The sequence below is a fragment of the Methylovulum psychrotolerans genome, from assembly GCF_002209385.1.
Classification (GTDB): domain Bacteria; phylum Pseudomonadota; class Gammaproteobacteria; order Methylococcales; family Methylomonadaceae; genus Methylovulum; species Methylovulum psychrotolerans.
In genome coordinates, this window is sequence record NZ_CP022129.1 from 35434 (window position 1) to 54897 (window position 19464).

General features: G+C 51.5%; 18 protein-coding genes and 2 pseudogenes. 2 read left to right on the forward strand and 18 right to left on the reverse strand.

Annotation, left to right across the window (positions count from 1 at the left end; translation table 11 throughout):
* Positions 1 to 13: 13 nt before the first annotated feature.
* The 6 genes from gnd to CEK71_RS00200 form a co-directional block, all read right to left on the reverse strand.
* Positions 14 to 1462: a decarboxylating NADP(+)-dependent phosphogluconate dehydrogenase gene (gnd, locus tag CEK71_RS00180; RefSeq protein ID WP_088617490.1), complete on the reverse strand. Its 1449-nt coding sequence runs from the start codon at positions 1460 to 1462 to the stop codon at positions 14 to 16.
* A 536-nt stretch (positions 1463 to 1998) separates the two neighbouring features.
* A complete protein-coding gene (gene recC / locus CEK71_RS00185; RefSeq protein ID WP_088617491.1) occupies positions 1999 to 5157 on the reverse strand; it encodes an exodeoxyribonuclease V subunit gamma in 3159 nt (1052 codons plus the stop codon).
* 73 nt (positions 5158 to 5230) lie between these two features.
* Positions 5231 to 5398: a hypothetical protein gene (locus tag CEK71_RS22330; RefSeq protein ID WP_157678883.1), complete on the reverse strand. Its 168-nt coding sequence runs from the start codon at positions 5396 to 5398 to the stop codon at positions 5231 to 5233.
* Positions 5395 to 6129 carry a type III pantothenate kinase gene (locus tag CEK71_RS00190; RefSeq protein ID WP_088617492.1) on the reverse strand — a complete coding sequence of 245 codons (735 nt, stop codon included), beginning with the start codon at positions 6127 to 6129 and terminating at the stop codon, positions 5395 to 5397. The genes CEK71_RS22330 and CEK71_RS00190 overlap by 4 nt, the downstream gene beginning before the upstream one ends.
* Positions 6126 to 7121 carry a bifunctional biotin--[acetyl-CoA-carboxylase] ligase/biotin operon repressor BirA gene (gene birA, locus CEK71_RS00195; RefSeq protein ID WP_088621440.1) on the reverse strand — a complete coding sequence of 332 codons (996 nt, stop codon included), beginning with the start codon at positions 7119 to 7121 and terminating at the stop codon, positions 6126 to 6128. Before birA ends, CEK71_RS00190 begins: the two co-directional genes overlap by 4 nt.
* Before the next feature lie 5 nt (positions 7122 to 7126).
* Positions 7127 to 7774 (reverse strand): Crp/Fnr family transcriptional regulator, encoded by a 648-nt coding sequence (locus CEK71_RS00200; RefSeq protein ID WP_088617493.1) that lies wholly within the window; start codon positions 7772 to 7774, stop codon positions 7127 to 7129.
* A gap of 446 nt (positions 7775 to 8220) precedes the next feature.
* Here CEK71_RS00200 and CEK71_RS00205 point away from each other — a divergent pair, with 446 nt between their 5' ends.
* Positions 8221 to 10416, forward strand: coding sequence for an HzsA-related protein (locus tag CEK71_RS00205; protein ID WP_088617494.1), 2196 nt, complete (start codon positions 8221 to 8223; stop codon positions 10414 to 10416).
* Positions 10417 to 10463: 47 nt separating this feature from the next.
* Here CEK71_RS00205 and CEK71_RS00210 read toward each other — a convergent pair whose 3' ends face one another.
* The 5 genes from CEK71_RS00210 to CEK71_RS00230 all read right to left on the reverse strand — a co-directional run bounded on the left by CEK71_RS00210 (position 10464) and on the right by CEK71_RS00230 (position 13923).
* Positions 10464 to 10784, reverse strand: a complete 321-nt coding sequence (locus CEK71_RS00210; RefSeq protein ID WP_088617495.1) for a non-heme iron oxygenase ferredoxin subunit — start codon at positions 10782 to 10784, stop codon at positions 10464 to 10466.
* Positions 10785 to 10796: 12 nt separating this feature from the next.
* Entirely contained in the window at positions 10797 to 11579 is a 783-nt protein-coding gene (locus tag CEK71_RS00215) for a class I SAM-dependent methyltransferase (protein ID WP_088617496.1), read from the reverse strand.
* 131 nt (positions 11580 to 11710) lie between these two features.
* Positions 11711 to 12163, reverse strand: a complete 453-nt coding sequence (gene sufU, locus CEK71_RS00220) for a Fe-S cluster assembly sulfur transfer protein SufU (RefSeq protein WP_088617497.1) — start codon at positions 12161 to 12163, stop codon at positions 11711 to 11713.
* A gap of 142 nt (positions 12164 to 12305) precedes the next feature.
* Positions 12306 to 12542, reverse strand: coding sequence for a hypothetical protein (locus CEK71_RS00225; RefSeq protein WP_088617498.1), 237 nt, complete (start codon positions 12540 to 12542; stop codon positions 12306 to 12308).
* 157 nt (positions 12543 to 12699) lie between these two features.
* On the reverse strand, positions 12700 to 13923 hold the full coding sequence (locus CEK71_RS00230) for a cysteine desulfurase (protein ID WP_088617499.1): 1224 nt from the start codon (positions 13921 to 13923) through the stop codon (positions 12700 to 12702).
* An 88-nt stretch (positions 13924 to 14011) separates the two neighbouring features.
* On the opposite strand from CEK71_RS00230, the gene CEK71_RS00235 reads away from it, so the two are divergent.
* Positions 14012 to 14572, forward strand: a complete 561-nt coding sequence (locus CEK71_RS00235; RefSeq protein WP_088621441.1) for a Uma2 family endonuclease — start codon at positions 14012 to 14014, stop codon at positions 14570 to 14572.
* Here the strand turns inward: CEK71_RS00235 and sufD are convergent.
* From sufD to CEK71_RS24045, 7 genes and pseudogenes are all read right to left on the reverse strand, one after another.
* Entirely contained in the window at positions 14567 to 15886 is a 1320-nt protein-coding gene (gene sufD, locus CEK71_RS00240) for a Fe-S cluster assembly protein SufD (RefSeq protein ID WP_088617500.1), read from the reverse strand. The genes CEK71_RS00235 and sufD overlap by 6 nt on opposite strands.
* Positions 15883 to 16638, reverse strand: a complete 756-nt coding sequence (gene sufC / locus CEK71_RS00245; protein WP_088617501.1) for a Fe-S cluster assembly ATPase SufC — start codon at positions 16636 to 16638, stop codon at positions 15883 to 15885. Before sufC ends, sufD begins: the two co-directional genes overlap by 4 nt.
* A gap of 208 nt (positions 16639 to 16846) precedes the next feature.
* Positions 16847 to 17104 (reverse strand): PIN domain-containing protein, encoded by a 258-nt coding sequence (locus CEK71_RS00250; RefSeq protein WP_088617502.1) that lies wholly within the window; start codon positions 17102 to 17104, stop codon positions 16847 to 16849.
* Positions 17101 to 17313, reverse strand: coding sequence for a hypothetical protein (locus CEK71_RS00255; protein WP_088617503.1), 213 nt, complete (start codon positions 17311 to 17313; stop codon positions 17101 to 17103). Before CEK71_RS00255 ends, CEK71_RS00250 begins: the two co-directional genes overlap by 4 nt.
* Positions 17314 to 17612: 299 nt before the next feature.
* The gene (locus CEK71_RS23840; protein WP_269766597.1) at positions 17613 to 17744 is read right to left on the reverse strand and encodes a hypothetical protein; all 132 of its coding nucleotides are present in this window, start codon (positions 17742 to 17744) and stop codon (positions 17613 to 17615) included.
* Positions 17744 to 18484 (reverse strand): annotated as a pseudogene (locus CEK71_RS24040) (SufD family Fe-S cluster assembly protein); the annotation flags it as partial. The gene CEK71_RS23840 and the pseudogene CEK71_RS24040, both read right to left, overlap by 1 nt.
* 183 nt (positions 18485 to 18667) lie before the next feature.
* Positions 18668 to 19441 (reverse strand): annotated as a pseudogene (locus tag CEK71_RS24045) (LAGLIDADG family homing endonuclease); the annotation flags it as partial.
* Positions 19442 to 19464: the final 23 nt, after the last annotated feature.

Below are 19464 nucleotides of genomic sequence, written 5' to 3' on the forward strand. Positions count from 1 at the left end.
CCAAACGAAGGGACTAGACCGTATAAGTCGACGACGCAACCTTACCGCCCTGCCCTGTCCAGTCGGTATGGAAAAACTCGCCGCGCGGTTTATCGGTACGCTCATAAGTGTGCGCCCCGAAATAATCACGCTGTGCCTGCAACAAATTGGCAGGCAGGCGTTCGGTGCGGTAGCCATCGTAATAGGCCAATGCCGAAGCAAATGCAGGCGTGGGGATACCTGACTCAATCCCTAAAATGACCGCCTTCCGCCAGCCCGCATCGGATTTTTTTATCGCCTCGACAAAGAAATCAGCAAGCAATAAGTTTTCCAACTCCGGGTTGGCCGTATAAGCCTGCTTGATATTGTTCAAAAATTGGCTACGGATGATACAGCCGCCGCGCCACATTAGGGCAATTTCGCCATAATTTAGCGACAAACCGTACTCTTTTGAGGCCTCGCGCATCAAGCGGAAACCCTGCGCATAAGAAATGATTTTAGCGGCATATAACGCATCACGGATCGCATCGACCAGATCCTGTTGGTCGCCCGTTAAGGTTGTTTTGGTCGCTTTAGGCAAGATTTTCGCCGCTTTGACGCGCTCGTCCTTTTGCGCCGACAAACACCGCGCAAACACCGATTCGCCAATCAAGGTTAACGGAATGCCCAAATCCAACGCATTAATACCCGTCCATTTACCCGTGCCTTTTTGCCCGGCGGTATCGAGGATTTTATCAACCAACGCCTGCCCGTCCGTATCTTTATAAGCAAAAATCGCGGCAGTGATTTCGATCAGATACGAACTTAACTCACCTTGGTTCCATTCCGTGAAAATTTCATGCAGTTGGTCAGCCCCTAGCCCTAAACCTTCCGATAATAATTGATAGGCTTCGCAAATTAACTGCATATCGCCGTATTCAATGCCGTTGTGCACCATCTTAACGTAATGCCCCGCACCGTTATCGCCAACCCATTCGCAACAAGGCTGCCCGTCCACTTGTGCACTGATGGCTTGGAAAATTGGCTTAACCGTCGGCCATGCTGCCTTATTGCCGCCCGGCATAATAGACGGGCCATGACGCGCCCCTTCTTCACCGCCCGATACCCCGGTGCCGATATAATTAATGCTATGCTCTTGCAGGTATTGGGTACGGCGGTTCGTGTCGGTAAAAAGGGAATTGCCGCCATCGACAATAATATCGCCAGGTGCCAGCAAAGGAATCAGCTTGTCGATGTATTGGTCAACCACCTCGCCCGCCTTCACCATCAGCATGACAATGCGTGGCGACTGGAGCAGACCGACAAATTCCTCCAGCGAATGCGCCCCCACCACTTGCGTACCCTTCGCAGGGCCTGCCAAAAACTCATCCACGGTACTGGTCGTGCGGTTAAAAACGGCGACTTTAAAGCCATGATCGTTCATATTAAGCACTAAATTTTGTCCCATGACCGCCAAACCGATTAAACCGATATTTGCTTGCATATTGCCGCCTTATGTTAAGAGTTGTGGGATGGCCGCACCTGCCTGATACTTACCCAAGCGTAGGCCAGTGTTATCAATTACCCGCTGAATCGGGAAATAAAGGCAGATTATAGCTTGTTGCGCCGCTTATGAATATGCGCCGACGGCATTAACCTTCTACGCCTTATTAGATAATAGCCTGATAAGCCACCTCTTAGACCGTTTATGGCAATCCTTCCTTTTACAAGCAACTACGGTTTTCAAACAAATTGAATTTAACGGCTTTGAATATATACTGTGAACGGCCAAGTTTTCGGCTTTTACAATTCACCGTAGGGTACGCTGTACCCTTAGGGGCATAATGCGTACCTTTTGCACTGATTTTATGATGGTTTTTTAAAGGTACGCATTATGCCCCTAAGGGTACAGCGTACCCTACCAAAAAACCGAAAACTTGGCCGTTTGAAGTATAGAAAGGCATCCTGCCACGATCACCAATAAGCCGTGGGCATTCCGTCCAGCCTCTTGCGGTTGCCACAACAGCAAATTTTGGTTGCTTACCGAACGTCGGGGCGCATAATCGCCTCCCAAACCGGCAACAACAATTCCTCGCATTGCCTCTCAAACCGCTCCGCCAATAACAAGCTGACATCGGCCTGCCCATACAGCCGCCGCAGTTCCGGCTCATAAGGCTGGGCGATGGCGCGTTCTAATTGCTCCAGAGCAGCATCTAAGGCGGGCTTGCTGGCGCGGCTACCGTGTTTGAGCTTATAAGCCTGTTGAATATAAGCAAAAGCGGCCTCGACAAAAAACGCATCCGGCTGTTGCTGACCTAACTGGTAACAATCCAACAACGCCAACAAAGCGCCATCTTGGCAATGTTCCGGCAACAGACACAAGTCGCTATCGCTGCTCAGTATATAGGTCACTTGCGGCTGGATCTGGTTCATCAGCAAATGGTGCAGCCAAGCGCAGACGAAATCCTTGCCTTTCAAGTCGGCATAACGGTAAAACAAGCTGGCATTTTCGTACAGATTACCCAGCTTGCCGATGAGTCGGTAGTTGCCGACCTGTATATCCACAGGCAAATCATCAATCGCCATACCGACATTTTTGGCATGGATTTTCTCGACAAAATCATCCATCACTTGCTGCTGACGGTTAAACTCCAACTCGCCGACCGCCCCGGCCAGCCAGCGACCTTGGGCTTGGAGTTTTTGCGCCGAAACCTGCCCGCCGCTTAAGCGGACGGCTAGCCATTCCTGATAAATCGTGTAGGCCTCGGCTTTGCCTAAGGCAAACGGCTCGCGCTCATCGTCGTCCGCGCTCATCCCCCTTAAACGGATGTCCAGTTGCTGCTGCATAAAATAGCGTTGCGGATGCCGGAAGAAGCGGAATAGCTCATTAATTTCCAAGACGGTTATCGGGGCGGCGGCAATTTCACCCTGCCACCACGGCAAAGTGTCCGGCTGGGGCGGTCTGTCGGCGAGTTGTTGCGCGGTGGCGCAATCCACCCGTGAGAAACTGAACAAGGGCGAGTCGCCGCTAAAATACCGCGCACTGAAGGGCTGTAAGGGATGCTTGACCACGACTGCGGCGGACGGGTAGCTGTCTTGCAGAACTTCCAATAATTCATTCACCACCACCGAAGGCGGGATGCTGTCATTGCTGTTGATCGATTGGCCGATATAAGTGATCAGCACTTGCTGGCGGGTGGATAAGAGGATTTCCAAAAATTGGTAACGGTCATCGGCGCGGCGCGAGCGGTCGCCTTGGCGGTAATGGCGGCTTAACAGGTCAAATGTCGGCGGATGGTCGATTTTGGGAAACTCGCCCTCGTTCATCCCCAACAAAGCAATGACCTTAAACGGAATCGAGCGCATCGGCAACATGGAGCAAAACGTCAGTTGCCCGCGTAAAAAGCCGTTACTGGATTTGCGCTCCGCCACCGCCCCTTCCAGCCAACAGATAATCACCTGCAAATCCACGGCATCGCTATGCACCCCTTCCATGCCCTCGGACAATTCGATCAGCAACTCGTTAAGCTGTTGGCGCTCCAGCGGCTCGGCGGCCTGTAACAATTGGTCGGCATAATAATTCAGGCGGCTGCTCCATGCCATCAAGGTCTTCGGACGCTTCAGTTCTTGGCTGGCGCGGAACAGCACGTTCATAAACTCGCATAATCCACCCAAAGCCTGGGCGGAAGAGCCTTCAATATCCCGATACGGCAACACGTCTTCAATAAAACCGTTGTCATCACCGACTGCATAGCCCATTAACAGCCTGTCCAAAGCCGCTTGCCAAGTATGCTCGTTCAACGTCGGCAAGCCCAATTCCTGCTTATGTCGGGCAGATTTGCCCCAGCGGATATGGGTATCCTGTACCCAATACTTGACTAATTCCAAATCGGTTTCCGACAAACCAAAGCCCGGATACACCACCGCCTGCTCCAACAAGTTCACCACGGCTTGCCAGCCAAAGCGGCTTTGGCTCAAGCTTAAAAACGTGATGAACGCCTCCAGCGCGTCATTGCTTAAGCGTAAACTCCGGTCAGCCACCGCATGTTGGATGTCGGCAAACACGGCGGCGATAAACGGCTCGTATTTCTGAATATCGGGAGCCATGACGACAATATCGCGCAACTCCAAGCTAGGGTCAGCCGCTAGGCTGTGCAGCAACTCATTTTTCAGCACCTCCACTTCCCGCAACCGCGAATGGCACGAATGGATACGGATAGACCTATCGCCGTGAAAATCTTGGGCGACCCCGCCCTCGCCTTCAAGGCTATTGTCTAAAATGTCATTTTGGACATGCTGTAACAGGCTAGTGGCCAGCACAGCCTCAAAACTGTCCAATTCCAATTCAAAACGGATGTCCTGCCCTAACATCATATCCTGAAACTCACGCCCCTGCTGGCCTAAGGTCGCCAAAAGCGGATGCCCCTGCGCCGCGTCGAGCAGCACCTGTTGGCGTTTGCTGCCCAAATCCGCCCAAAACGCTTCCGAGGGGTTGAGCAAGAAAAAATGCACTTGGCAATGCCGGGATAAGCCGTGCAAATACTTTAAAAACAGCGGCGGCATGGTGTTCAGGCCGAACACACAAACCCGCTCAGGCATCACCGCACTGAACGCCCCTTCGGGGGAGTCCATTAACTTGCCAATCGCCGCCAACCACAAAGCCCCGCGATGGCGGCGGCCGGTCTGCTCCAACACCTGCAACCACAGGGCTTGTTGCCAACGTTCGGTATCCGTGCCGTACAGCAATTGCCCGCGCTGCCATAATTTCAGCATATCGGGGCGCATCATCTGGTATTGGTCGAACAACTGCGACAACTGCTGCGCCAGTTGGTAGCGCTTAAGGCCGTGGTTAGCCCCAACCAGATATTGCTTAATCGGCGCAAACGCCGGGCCTTGGACACGCCGCAACAAGCCTTCCAAACGCCACATCATCAAATGCCGGTCAAACGCCGCGTCACTTAAGCGGCTATCAATCCGCTGCGCCAAAGAACTAAAAAACTTACCCGGAAACAAAAAATTATAATTGCCCCACACCGAAAACTCCGCCGCCAACTGCTGAGACAACCACCGCTCCATGCCTTGGCTTTGGATTAAGAACACTTCTTGGGCAAACGGCGAGGCCAGCGGCGCATTGGCGATAACAGCCGACAAATGCGCCACTAGGTTTTCGGTTTTGTTGGAACTGTGGAGGATGAACATAAGCGTTTATGGAAGGATAGGTAAGGCTACTTTTTCATAGATTTTAAACCCATTCGGCATCCAAAACAGGCCATTATTTTTTATCAGCAGAACCGTCAGATACTGGCGATTCCCCCACCAACACAATCGCCTCCAAATTCTCCGGCACTGCCGCTTCCGGCGCGGCAAACGCGCCAGAGCGGTATTCCCACAGAAACACCGCCAAGTTAAGCACAACAACCGCCAAAAAAAAGGCTTTCATTCCCAAGCCGCCAAGGCTATCGCCAAACCGCGCAAGACCAAATCCGGGTCTATCACCGCCGGAATGGGCAGATGCTCGGCAATAATGGCCGCATCGCCGCCCGTCAACAACAATTGGCTGGGTGCGGCGCGGGTCGCTAAAACATGTTCGATCAAGCCCCGCGCCGCCAATAAAGTGCCGCCATAAATCGCCGCCTCGGTCGATTGGCCGGGTTGCCCCGAATACGCGGCGGCACTGAACGGCAAAGCATTCGTGCCTTGGGCTAAGGCCTGTTTCATCAGCATTAGGCCAGGGCTGATATAGCCGCCCCGATGCTCGCCATTAGCCTCCAGCAAATCGACGGTAATCGCCGTGCCGCAATCGACCACACACGCCGCCGCCGGATAATGGCGGTGGGCGGCGATTAAGGCCAGCCAACGGTCTACGCCGAGTTTTTCCGGTTCTTGATAGGCGTTACTCACACCAAACGCCTGGCGTTGCGAGCGGATTTGCACACACGGCGCGTCAGGCCATAAGGCGGCGGCGACCGCCTGCACCAAGGCCAACAAAGGCCCGGCACTGACGCAGGCAATGCCGATGCGCCGGAACGGCCCCAAACCCTGCCAGCATTGGCGCAAAGCCGCATCAGCCAGTTGCCCGTTCGCAACCGCCCCTTTGGCCAGTAATTGCCCCGCCGCGTCCGCCACCGCCCATTTCAGGCGGCTATTGCCCATATCAACCAATAAATTCATAGCGGGGTGCGGCTAAAACTGACTTCGCCGGAGGCAAACGCCTGGGTTCTGCCGTCCGGGTGTTGTAACAGCAATAAGCCGCTGTCGTCCACGCCCTGCACGATGCCGGGATAAGGTTGGTCGGCGATAAATAAGGTGGCGGGCTGGCCTTGCAGACAATCATAACTGCGCCATTCGTCCAGATATGCTTTAATGCCGACTTGCTCAAAATCCGCCAATACCGCCAACAATTGGTTAAGCAAACTGGCGGCTAATTGGTTACGGCTTAGGCTTATAGCAGGGTTAACCTTACTGGCATCCGTCCACGCTTGGTTAATGCCTTGGGCGGCGCTGTCCGGTACAAACAAATTAATGCCTAAGCCTATCACCACGGCGCACGGGCCGTCGCTCTCCCCCGACACTTCAATCAAAATGCCGCCGAGCTTTTTGCCCGCGCTCATAATGTCATTAGGCCATTTTAACCCGACGGGATGCAGTTGCTGCTGGCGTAAGGCACGGATAACGGCAACGCCTATCGCCAAGCTTAAGCCAGCGGTACTGGCATAGCCTAGCTGGAAACGCCAAAGCACCGACAAATACAGATTACTGCCGAACGGCGACACCCATTGCCGACCACGACGACCCTTGCCAGCGGTCTGATGCTCAGCAAAACACACCGTACCCGAAGGGGCATGGCTTTGCGCCTGTTGGCTTAAATACACATTCGTGGAGTCGATTTGGTCATGCAATTCCAACTGTGCCAGTAAGGGCAGAACAGCGGGGTCAAGGCCGTTGATAATCGCCTGTGCCGCCAGTAGCTCCAGCGGCTTTTCCAGCCGATACCCCTTGCCCGTAACAGCGGCATGGTGCAAACCTAAGTCCGCCAAGCCCGCCACTTGCTTCCACACCGCCGAACGGCTGACCCCCAATTGTCGCGCCAGCTCGGTGCCGGAGTGGAACTCACCATCGGCAAGCAACTGGAGCAGTTGTTTTTGTTTGTCAGAAATCGCCACGCACACTACCAGCGCAAGGGCAGGCGGTTTTTAATCTCGATACGGTGATTATCAATGCCCACATAGCCGCCGCGCTTTAAGTCGTTCAGGATACGGGTAACCATTTCGCGCGAACAGCCGACCATGGTCGACAGTTCCTGATGGGTGAGGTTATCCGTCACCAAACGCCCATCATCCTGAGGTTTCGCCATATTGGTCAACACTTTGGCAATCCGTCCGTAAATATCCAACAACGCCAAGCTACTGACCTGCTCGGTGGTGTTGCGCATCCGTTTGATAACGGTTTTCAGCAATTCAATGGCGATATTGGGATTATTTTGCAGACAGGTAAACAGATAGGCGCGGGGGAACAAACCTATCCGGCAATCTTCCACAGTCATTACCGTGGCAGAGCGCGGTTCGTCGTCAAACAACGACAACTCACCAAAGGTATCGCCTTCTTGAAGATAATCGAGCAATACCTCGCGGCCTTCGTCATTGCTCATAAACACTTTCAGCTTGCCCGACAAGACGATATAAAGCAGATTATTAGAAGCCTCGCCTTGACCGACTAAGATAGCGCCACGGGTAAAATATTGCGTATGTATGCCTAGCTCCAATTCGGAACGGTCTTCGGGCGACAGCGATTCAAACAAGGGTACGTTTTCAAGCATCGTAATAGCCTTTTCCTAATGTTTTAGAATGTATACAGTATAGATTAAGCCACAATTATATCTAATGGTATATCCTATCCCATTCTACAGGGGTCGCTTGACGATTGCCAGATTGGTAAAAGCGTAAAGCCGTAAGAGCGCGGGAGATACTGGTTTTTCCGTATTAATGGCTTAAAAAAGCCGTTACCATCAGGATAAAAATAGGCCAGCCGCCGCAACACCACCCTGTGACAGTGGCCATCATCTGCCATCACGGGGGCAATGGCGAATAGCACCCTACCTGCCTCAGAGTATAGCTATCAAGCCCAAAGGCCCGTGCACTCTATGGGCAGGCAAATGTGCATAAGTCACAATGCCTATGTACCAATAACACAGATTTTATAGTCGGCGGGTGGTTTAATCTGTCCATACGATCATTCACCGCTACCCAGACACGAGAACGCCCCATGAATAATAAACTGACCACCCTAAGTGTGGCGCTGCTAGCCCCCTTAGCTTTTTCTGCCCAAGCCACCGTCACCACCCCAAACCCTATTGTCTTTGTCACACAAGTGCCGATACCGATGGATTTTTGCACCATCAATGCGGCTTTTTGCAACCATCAAGCCAGTATTGACATTTCAGGACGCGGCGGTGATTTATGGATACGCTATCCTAATGGTACGCTAAAAAACCTAACCGCCGCCGCAGGCTATGGACAAACGGGCTTACAAGGCGACCAAGCTATCCAAGTGCGTGACCCGGCAGTACATTGGAACGGCAAAAAAATCATTTTCAGTATGGTCATCGGTGCGCCCAAGCATTATCAAGTCGTGTCTTACCGCTGGCAATTGTATGAAATCACCGGCTTGGGTAAAAATGAGATCCCCGTCATCACCAAAGTGCCAGGGCAACCGAGCAATTACAACAACGTCAATCCAACTTACGGTACTGACGGACGGATTATTTTTGTCTCCGACCAACCGCGTGGTGGGCAGGCGCAGTTATATCCGCAATTGGACGAGTATGAAGAAGCCCCTTCTAACACGGGGTTATGGAGCCTGAACCCCAGCAATGGTAAGCAAACTATGCTGACCCATTCGCCATCGGGCGATTTTGACCCCTTTATCGACAGTTTCGGGCGGGTGACGTTTACCCGATGGGATCATTTGCAACAAGACCAACAAGCCGCTGGTGACCGCAACGGCACGGACAACTACGGCACGTTTAACTATTCCAGCGAGGCCGCCAATGCGAAAATCCTTAACAGCCGCCAAGAAGTGTTTCCTGAGCCGCTGACCTTTGACACCATTTCGCTGGCGGGCACTAATCTGCATGGCCACAGCTTTAACCATTTCTTCCCTTGGCAAGTGCATGAAGACGGCACCGACTTGGAACTGGTCAACCATATCGGGCGGCATGAACTGGGCGGCTCTTATGTCGATGCGGTGTTTACCGACGACCCTGTTTTGACGTATTTGACCAATAATTCCAACCCGAACAAAATCAGCAATTTTTTCCAAATCAGCCAAGACCCGACTAACCCGAATTACTTTATCGGTATCAACGCGCCAGAATTCGGCACCCATGCCGCTGGGCAGATTGTGCGTTTGACCAATGTCGCACCCGGCCATAATGCCGATCAAATGACAATTGATTACCTCACCGACAAAAGCACTGCCTCAATCGTCGCCGACGGCGCGACACCGCCGCCAGAAAACTCCGGCCATTACCGTGACCCCAACATCTTAGCCAACGGCACGCTAATTGCAGCGCATACCTTTGAAACCCGCCAAGACCGGAACGAAGGCACCACCACCCCTAACTATTCGGACACCTACCCGCAAGCGCGTTATGCGTTCCGTTTGCGTACCTTAAAACAATTGCCGAACGGCACTTGGACGGCAGACCAGCCGTTAACCAGCGGCATCAGCAAAAATATCACTTACTACGGCCCGGATTCTTTATTCCATTACACTAACGAACTATGGGAACTGCAACCGGTTGAAGTCAAAGCCACCACCAAGCCGACCAAATTATTGCCGACTTTGGACACGCCCGAACAGCAAGTTTTACAGGAAGAAGGGGTAAGCGAAGCCAGTTTGCGCCAATACCTGCAAAGCAAGGGGCTAGCGTTGGCGATCATGCGCAATGTCACCACGCGTGACCACAGCGACAAACAACAACCGTTTAATCTGGCGGTGGCGGGTTCTGCCACGCAAACCGTGACACCCAAAGGCAAAGTTTATGAAGTGGCGCATTTTCAAGTCTTTCAAGCCGACCAGTTGCGCGGCTTGACAGGTTGCTGCTCATCAACCCCAAAACCTGGCCGCCGCGTTTTGGCGCAACCGCTGCACAGCGTTACCGCCAATATCCCAGAAGCGGCGGGCGCCCCTAAAGGCAGTGTAAAAGTTGCCGCCGACGGTTCGGTCGCCATGTTATTGCCGACCCGCCGCGCCCTGTCTTGGCAATTGACCGATTCCCAAGGCAAGTTTGTGGTCAGGGAACGTAACTGGCTCTCCATGCAGCCAGGTGAAATCCGCACTTGCCCTTCTTGCCACGGTGTCAACAGCAGCGACCAAATCGGCGACCCGACACCGGTCAATAAACCGGAAGCCTTGCGGGAATTGCTGACTTATCTGAAAGCAAACGGCAGTTTGTAAACGGTCAATGGGGGTTGGTGCTTTATTGATGCCTACCCCTCACCCGCCTAATCCCAACGGTCATCCCTAACCTGTACCACACCGTTGGTAATGCGTACCGGAAAAGAGGCGACATCTTCATAAGCAGGCGCGGATTTGACCGCGCCCGTCTTGACACAAAACCGCGCCCCATGCCGTGGGCAGACTATCTCGTCACCTTCCAAACAACCGCTGGCAATTTCCGCCCCGTCATGGGTGCAGACATCTTCAATCGCATAACACACGCCGTCAATCTTAAACACCGCAACCGCTGTGCCATCGACATCTACCGCGATATGCTCGCCGTCCGCCACCGCCCGCTCGGCAATCACATCCACCCAATCCGACATTTACTTCACCCCTTATTTTAAAAACACATCATAACGTAATAGCTTACCGTGAAAGCTGTCATTCGGCTTAACGCCGCCTAACGGCTCGGCGTAATCAGGGCATTTGACCACCACCCGCTTACCTGTGGCCTGCATAGCGGCGGCGAACAACGCGTCTTTGTCTTCATCATCGCCTAACAAATCCCGCAACACCATCATAGATTTTTTCGCCAAGGCGGATTTTTTACGCTTAGGCGGAAACATCGGGTCAAGATATATGCAGTCCGGCAGTTCCGGCAGTGCCGCTAACACGTCGATAGCATTACCTACTAACAAGCGCGGCGGCTGAAGTTGCAAACGCTGCATCCAATCCGCTTGCGCCAGCCGCTGCAACCCATCCGCCAACAAAGCCGCCATCAGCGGCGAGCGTTCTATACACAACAGTTCGTAACCCATGCGGAAAATATGCAGGCTATCTTGCCCCCAGCCTGTGGTCGCATCAACGACGGTTTTGGTTTTGCGCCCTAGAGCCTTAGCCAACGCTCCGTCTTTCGGGGCCGGCCAAGACCGCTGCTCACCTTGGCGCGGCTCAATATCAACCGTCATGCCGCCTTTTTTCAACAGCTCATGGTCGAGCAGTTTTAGGCAACCGTCGCGCCAGCTTAAAAAAAAGGCTTCGTGTTGGGAAAAATCAGCGGCTTCTGTCGTCCGTAGCGGCACGGCAAGCTGTTCGGCCAGTTGCGCAAAGGGCAGCGGATCGCCGTGGTTTTCGTAAAGCACGGCGAGTTTTCCGGTATAAGGATGGGGTGTGGTCATGGTTTGAGTAGAGCGGCCAAGTGTCGGCTACTATTTGGGCATAAAGACCCGAATAGCTAAAGAATGGGAAGCAATATTGGAGCGTGGGTATCTTGCCCGCAACAACGGGCAAGATAAAAACCTAAACGCCTTTATTCCGTAGAAATGGCCTGAGTTTCATTTTTCAAAGCAGCATCCAGCGTATGCCACGCCAAAGTCGCACACTTCACCCGCGCCGGATACTCACGCACCCCCGCCAACACCGCCAACTTACCCACCGCTTCCAATTGGATGTCTTCGGTTTTGCCTGTGGTCATTTCATGGAAGGTTTTAAACAAAGCCTCCGCTTCCGCTTCGGTCTTGCCTTTAATGATTTCCGTCATCAACGACACCGAGGCTGTGGAAATTGCGCAACCGGAACCCTGAAAACTGGCATCTTGTATGGTGTCGCCCGCCATTTTCAAATATAGCGTCAAACGGTCGCCGCATAAGGGATTAAAGCCTTCCACTTTACGGTCAGCATTGTCTATAACCCGAAAATTGCGCGGGTTACGGTTATGGTCAAATATGACCTCTTGGTAGAGGTCGCGTAGGTCTTCAAACATCGGATTCCTTTATTAGTTTACTATTTTGCATTGGATAATGCTTCACGTTGTTTGTCCACAAATTCAGCAATCTTGTTGCTGTAAGACTTAAATAACGTTTTAACAGCCGTTTCTTGTTTGCGCAACAAGTATCCGTATCCAGTCAATATCGGCTCGTGCTACGGATTTCATCAACATAAGCCACAGCATCAATATCTGCAAAACTCTCTAAAGGCTGTAAAGCATCAAAAAAAGCTTTTAGATCCTTAGGTTTTCGCCGTTGTAATTCGTGAGCCACCGCTTGCTGGATAAACTGTTCGACTGTTTCGTCATATCCTTGTAGATTTGCTTGAATCTGCTTGGCGACTTCATCTTGAAAATGTATTTGTGTGTCAAACATTGGGTAAATCCTCATCTTTATAAATGCAAAGCAATAACTTCGCGTAAGCTTAAGGTCACTTCGTCTATGGCTTTATCTTTTTATCACAATTGAAAGCCAAAATATCATGAACACAGATAGAGGCCGATTGATAAAAAAAGGTTGTTTAAGTTACCTATCACCCAAACGCCTCAATCAAGCCCTTAATCCCCGCCATCAGCACATCAATCTCTTCTTTAGTATTATACATGGCAAACGAAGCCCGTGCGGTGGCAGGAATCTGATAAAAGTCCATCACCGGCATGGCGCAATGATGCCCTGCCCTAATGGCAATACCTAAACTGTCCAGCATTGTGCCGATGTCATGGGGATGAATCCTATCCAAGACAAACGACAAAATCGCGCCTTTTTCCGCCGCCTCGCCGATAATCCGCAAGCCATTGATCTGCTGAGCCTGTTCGGTGGCGTAGGCCAGCAACTCGGCCTCGTAGTCGGCAATGGCGGCCATACCGATGCCGTTCAGATAGTCGATAGCCGCGCCTAAGCCGACCACATCGGCAATATTGGGCGTACCGGCTTCAAATTTGTGCGGCAATCCGGCGTAAGTGCTTTTTTCAAAAGAAACCGTTTTAATCATATCGCCGCCGCCTTGATAAGGGGGCATGGCTTCCAACAACGCTTGCTTGCCGTATAACACGCCGATGCCGGACGGCCCATAAAGCTTATGGCCTGAGAACACATAAAAATCACAATCCAACGCTTGCACGTCAACGGCGAGATGCGGGATCGCTTGGGCGCCATCCAACATGACCGGGATACCCTTGGCATGGGCGGCGGCGATGATGTTTTGCACCGGATTGATCGTGCCTAAAGCATTGGACATGTGGACGACGGCCACCAAGCGGGTTTTGTCGTTTAACAAGGCTTCAAATGCCTCATAAATCAACTCGCCCTGAACATTCATCGGCGCGACCCTCAACACCGCACCCGTTTGTTCGCACAGCATTTGCCAAGGTACGATATTGGAATGATGCTCCATAGCGGTGATGACAATCTCATCCCCTGCCTTAATATTAGCCCTGCCGAAGGTTTGGGCAATCAAATTGACCGCTTCGGTCGCGCCCCGGACAAAAATAATCTCTTTATGGCTAGCCGCGTTGATGAACGCCCGCACTTTTTCCCGCGCCGCTTCAAATTTGTCGGTTGAGCGCACGCTTAAGGTATGTACGCCGCGATGGATATTGGCGTAATCATGGCGGTATAAGTGGCTGATGCTGTCAATGACGGCATTGGGTTTTTGGCAACTGGCGGCATTATCGAGATAGACCAAGGGCTTATTACGGATTTTTTCCGCTAAAATCGGAAAATCGGCACGGATGTCTGCTACGGGGAAATTTGTCATAGTTTGTCTGTTAAAGTTTCTGACGGTTGCAAATTGACTGGCAACACATTATATTTACTATTGATTTTAATTGGTTTTGATTGCACTTATGGCTACCGTTCATCCGACTAAGCACCTGACCAACCTGACCGAATGGCGCAGATTAGGCGAGGCCGCCATTTTTCCGCCGGACAGCCGCGTAGAACTGATCAACGGAGAAATTTTTGATATGGCACCGATAGGCTTTAACCATGCGGGCCACTTAAAAAATATCAATAAGTTATTCACGCGCTTAATGCCCGAACACTTAATCAGCAGTGTTCAAGACCCACTCCAACTCGGCGACCTGTCCGAGCCGGAACCGGATTTTATGCTCTTAAAGCCCCATGCCGACTATTATTCATCCCGCCACCCCACTGCCGAAGATGTGCTGTTGCTGATCGAAGTCGCCGATACCTCGTTAAAGTTCGACCAAAACCAGAAACTGCGCCTCTACGCCTTGCACGGTATCCCTGAATACTGGCTGGTCAACCTTAACGATATGTGCCTAGAAGTCTACCGCAAGCCTTTCGGCGAAACCTATAAGGAAAAAAGCACCCTGTACCGGGGTGACACAGTGGCTTTACTGCAATTGCCGGAGCTTGGCATCCCCATTGCCGCTATTTTATAGCCAGCCCTGTTCAATGCCTTGTTGCGGAAAGCGGGCTAACACTTGCGCCAAGAGCAAATCATGTAAGCCTTTAACTTTAACCTTATCCACCATTTCATTAGCAAACGCAAAAGTCAGCATATTTCTTGCCGTTTCTTCATCAATACAGCGCGATTGCAGATAAAACACCGATTTTTCATCCAACTGCCCAATGGTCACACCATGGCCGCATTTGACATCATCGGCATAGATTTCCAATTGCGGCTTCGTATCCACTTCTGCATCTGGCGATAACAGCAGATTGCTGTTATTCATATCCGAATCGGTTTTTTGCGCCTGTTCCGCCACCACCACACGCCCCTGGAACACGCCCCTGGCGCGGCCATCCAGCACACCTTTATACAATTGGCGGCTGCTGGCATGGGGCTGGGTATGGTTAATGCGGGTATGGTTATCAATATGCTGGCGTTTGACACCTAAGTACAGGCCGTTAAGCTCACATTCCGATCCCTGCCCCAAGTCGGTACGGATATCCGAACGCGCCAGCAAACCGCCAAACGCAAAATTATGCTGATTAAACCGCGCATCCCGCGCTTGTTGGACATATAAGCCACCAAAATGATAAGCCTGTGCCGACTCGCACTGCACCTTATAGGCGGTTAGGCTGGCATTCTGGCCGACAAACGCCTCCGTTACCGCCGCCGACAAATACGCCACCTCAGCACCGACAAAGGTTTCCAGCCATTGCGCCGACGCATTGGCCCCTAGCACCAGCAGATTGCGGGTTGCCGCCACCGCGCCTGCTTGGGTGACGATATGCAGGCATTGGATAGGCTTATCTAACACCAGTTGGGCAGGAATATCGACAAAAACCCCATCAGTAAACCACGCATTAGTAAACGCAATAAAACCGTGTTCGGCACTGTCCACCGCCTTACCGAAATAGGCCGCGACCTGTCCGTCATGGGTTTGCAAAGCGTCCGCCATGCCCAACACCTGCACCGATTCGGGCAAGCCGTCAGTACGCGACAAGGCCGCGCAAAAATGCCCGTCCACCAACACCAAAGACCAAGCGTCCGCCAATTGGTATGGCTTTAACCACTCAGTATCAATGATTGGCTCTACCGCCGCGACCACGGGCGCAAACGTTTGTTTCGCCAATGCGGCCAAATTGGTATAACGCCAATCTTCTTCACGCGCCGAAGGGAAACCGTGGCTAGAAAAACGCGCCAGCGCGTCCGCCCTAATGTCTTGCAGCCACGCCAACGCTTGCCCAGGCAGTGCCGCCGCCAACGCCGGATACGCGGCCATATAAGGGTTCAATGCCGTATTCATGCCGCTACCTGACCATCTTCAAGCCAACCATAACCTTTTTCTTCCAATTCCAACGCCAATTCAGGGCCGCCGGACTTGATAATCTGCCCATGTGCTAAGACATGGACAAAATCAGGCTTGATGTAATCCAACAGGCGTTGGTAATGCGTGACCATAATAAACGCACGGTCTGGCGAGCGTAAAGAATTAACCCCGTCGGCAACCACTTTCAGCGCGTCGATGTCCAGACCGGAATCGGTTTCATCCAGTATGCACAGCTTCGGCTCCAAAATCGCCATTTGCAGGATTTCATTACGTTTCTTTTCACCACCCGAAAAGCCTTCGTTAACGGCACGGTACAAGAATTTCTCGTCCATTTCCAAGGCTTTGATTTTACCCTTGACCAAGGTCAAAAAATCCATCGCATCCACTTCATCCTGGCCGTTATACTTGCGCACGGCATTCAGGGCCGCTTTCAGCAAATACACATTGCTGACCCCCGGAATTTCCACCGGATACTGGAAGGCCAAAAACACCCCTTCCCGCGCCCGGATTTCCGGCGGCATCGCCAATAAATCCTTGCCCTGATAGGTCGCCGAGCCGCCCGTGACTTCATAACCGGATTTGCCCGACAAAATATGCGACAAAGTGCTTTTGCCGGAACCGTTAGGCCCCATAATGGCGTGGATCTCCCCCGCCTTAATCTCAAGGTTAATGCCTTTGAGGATTTTCTTATCGTTGACGTTGACGGTTAGGTCTTTAATACTGAGCATTGGGTTTCCGTTTTTGCTGGTTTGGGTAATGTTTTTTTCGGCTGCGTCACAATTGCCACGGGTTAATCATAGGAATAGTGCACGCATAAAAATCACGTTCGTTGCGTGTCACTAAAGTTAGATGATGCGTGTACGCAACTGCACCGATGATGCTATCCATGGAAGCAATCGGTTGGCTTTTTTTCTCGGCATTGGCGACAAGCAAACTCTAATTTTCCATGACGGCTAAATCCACGGGTAAAATCCGGCTTTGATAATCTTCAAGTAATGTTTCCAGCCAAAATAACAAATCTTGTTTTTTCTTGGAGGCGGGTAGTTTGTTAATGCCTTTTTTCACTTCGCCAATTGTGATAACGCTTAAATATAAATCGTCAGAATCGGTTTTTTCTAACCATCTGATCACACCGCTATTTCCTTGCGGTTTGGTGAATTCAGAAATGGTGCAGGTATCCAGTAAATATTTCAAAACGCTATATCCCTTGGATAATCCCGCTGCCGTTCAAATTCTATTTCCAATTCTTCACACTTAGGCGAGTTAAGCAGAAAGGTTTTAAAATCCAATTTGTTTGCTTTGGGTTTCTCAGCCGTTTTATTTTTTTCGATTAGAAATTGATAGAAATCGAGTAGTTCTTGTTGGGCTATTGGCGGCAAAGCCAGTAAGTCGATAGTAGGCATTTTGGATTTCCTTTAATTACGAACTTAGTTATGGATAAGCATTATCTGGTAGGATGGGCAAACGGCTTTATAGTTTGCCTACCCCGATTAATCGCAGTCGATGTTATAGCATTCAAATCGGCATAAATTCCAATTTTTACTTCCGCTACCGAAGTCTTCACAGGTTGCATAACACGTCTTTTTTGCGCTTCGCAGAGGCGGCGAGTGTTTTCGCGGGCTTCGCGTTGGAGGCGTTCGCGCTCGTAACGGGCGGCTTCTTCGCGCTGTTCTTTTTCCCGCCACGCCGCTTCTTCGCGTTCTTATTTGGCTTTTAACGCCGCTTCTTGGGCTTGTTGTTTCTTTTCGGCGGCGGTTAGGGGCAGGACATAATCGCTGACCCGATCGCTGCTTTCGTTAATGATTTTCTGCAAAATCTTATCATACTTGCCCACTAGCCCACCGAGCCTTCCAAGCTCAACCCCAATAAAGCCTGCGCCTCCACAGCAAATTCCATCGGCAATTCCTTAAACACTTCCTTGCAAAAGCCGTTGACGATCATCGACACGGCATCTTCGGCAGACAGCCCGCGCTGTTGGCAGAAAAATAACTGGTCTTCACTAATCTTAGAGGTAGTCGCTTCATGTTCAACCTGTGCCGACGGCTGTTTGACTTCAATATACGGGAAAGTATGCGCCCCGCATTGGTCGCCGACCAGCAGAGAATCGCACTGGGTATAGTTACGCGCATTCTCCGCGCTTTTTAAGACCTTGACCAAGCCGCGATAAGTGTTTTGCGCCTTACCCGCCGATATGCCTTTAGACACTATAGTGCTACGGGTGTTCTTGCCGATATGGATCATTTTGGTGCCAGTATCGGCTTGTTGGTAGTTGTTGGTGACGGCGACCGAGTAAAACTCGCCCACAGAATTGTCACCCGTCAATACCACGCTGGGGTATTTCCAAGTGATGGCCGAACCGGTTTCCACTTGCGTCCATGACACCTTGGCATTGTCGCCACGGCAATCGGCGCGTTTGGTGACAAAATTATAAATGCCGCCCAAACCGTTCTTATCGCCGGGATACCAGTTCTGCACGGTCGAGTATTTAATGGTCGCATCCTTCATGGCAATCAGTTCGACCACCGCCGCATGTAATTGATTTTCATCACGCATCGGGGCAGTGCAATTATGCACGGCAACGCCTTTGACCAAATAACTATGGCTGTTGGCAACTTCGATATTAAAAACCAAATCCTCAAACGGTTCGTAGCTGACTTCACGGATGGGGACAATAAAATAATCTTCCGTTTCACGCACCATATCCCAGGATTTATCTTCGGCATAACCGACATGGTAAAGTGGCTGGCGGTTGATGATACGGTCAGACTGGTTAGAGAACTTAACGGCCCCGCCCGGACGGGTTTGTATCCAAGCAAAAATCCCTACCGTGTTCAGCAACATTTGCACTTGTTGCGCCAATGTTTGCGAGGCCGTGCAAAACCGCACCATGCGCGAATTGCCGCGTTCGCAACGGTTGCCATCGCCTAGCAAGTAGGCATCCAAGAGAATTTTTATTTGCGCGGTCGGCAATGCCATCAGTGCTGCGCTTAACGTTTTGTTGCACGCGCCCTTGCCACAATGGCCGATAAACCAATCATGGTAATGTTGGGAATAAAAGGCTAGGCTTGCGCCATTGCGGTCGGCCTGTTCGGTCAGATAGACGGGGCGGCCTGTCACCTTTTCGGTCAAGGCTTTGACGTGTTGCACTAAAGCCGTTTCATGCAAGCCAAACGATAGCTGGTTAGTATATTGCTTGTTCGCGGTATTGTAATAGGAACTGCCTTCGGCCAAGTAATAGCCTAATAATTCGACTTCGGCATCGGTAAACGGCGATTCCAGTTGATGTGCCAGTTTGGAAACAAAAATAAAATCACCCGCCGCCAATTCCTTGGCCGCCAGCCAAGCAGGCTCTGCTTCCAATAATTTTTGCGTGGACACTTCGGGGAGCCAATGCGGGTTTCTGGACGCGCGTTTGACCTGCACGTCCTGCCGTTTGATCGCCAAGACCGGATGTTCTGTAGTCAAACGGAAGCTATTGTGCCGCGAGACCGGACGCACGGTAATCATGTCACCACAATAATGCCTGACCATTAACGCATTGACCCGTTGCGCTT

Coding starts and splice junctions, on each gene's coding strand:
- gnd (WP_088617490.1), bottom strand. CDS start 1,462: ATGCAAGCAAATATCGGTTTAATCGGTTTGGCGGTCATGGGACAAAAT.
- recC (WP_088617491.1), bottom strand. CDS start 5,157: ATGTTCATCCTCCACAGTTCCAACAAAACCGAAAACCTAGTGGCGCAT.
- CEK71_RS22330 (WP_157678883.1), bottom strand. CDS start 5,398: ATGAAAGCCTTTTTTTTGGCGGTTGTTGTGCTTAACTTGGCGGTGTTT.
- CEK71_RS00190 (WP_088617492.1), bottom strand. CDS start 6,129: ATGAATTTATTGGTTGATATGGGCAATAGCCGCCTGAAATGGGCGGTG.
- CEK71_RS00200 (WP_088617493.1), bottom strand. CDS start 7,774: ATGCTTGAAAACGTACCCTTGTTTGAATCGCTGTCGCCCGAAGACCGT.
- CEK71_RS00205 (WP_088617494.1), top strand. CDS start 8,221: ATGAATAATAAACTGACCACCCTAAGTGTGGCGCTGCTAGCCCCCTTA.
- CEK71_RS00210 (WP_088617495.1), bottom strand. CDS start 10,784: ATGTCGGATTGGGTGGATGTGATTGCCGAGCGGGCGGTGGCGGACGGC.
- CEK71_RS00215 (WP_088617496.1), bottom strand. CDS start 11,579: ATGACCACACCCCATCCTTATACCGGAAAACTCGCCGTGCTTTACGAA.
- sufU (WP_088617497.1), bottom strand. CDS start 12,163: ATGTTTGAAGACCTACGCGACCTCTACCAAGAGGTCATATTTGACCAT.
- CEK71_RS00225 (WP_088617498.1), bottom strand. CDS start 12,542: ATGTTTGACACACAAATACATTTTCAAGATGAAGTCGCCAAGCAGATT.
- CEK71_RS00230 (WP_088617499.1), bottom strand. CDS start 13,923: ATGACAAATTTCCCCGTAGCAGACATCCGTGCCGATTTTCCGATTTTA.
- CEK71_RS00235 (WP_088621441.1), top strand. CDS start 14,012: ATGGCTACCGTTCATCCGACTAAGCACCTGACCAACCTGACCGAATGG.
- sufD (WP_088617500.1), bottom strand. CDS start 15,886: ATGAATACGGCATTGAACCCTTATATGGCCGCGTATCCGGCGTTGGCG.
- sufC (WP_088617501.1), bottom strand. CDS start 16,638: ATGCTCAGTATTAAAGACCTAACCGTCAACGTCAACGATAAGAAAATC.
- CEK71_RS00255 (WP_088617503.1), bottom strand. CDS start 17,313: ATGCCTACTATCGACTTACTGGCTTTGCCGCCAATAGCCCAACAAGAA.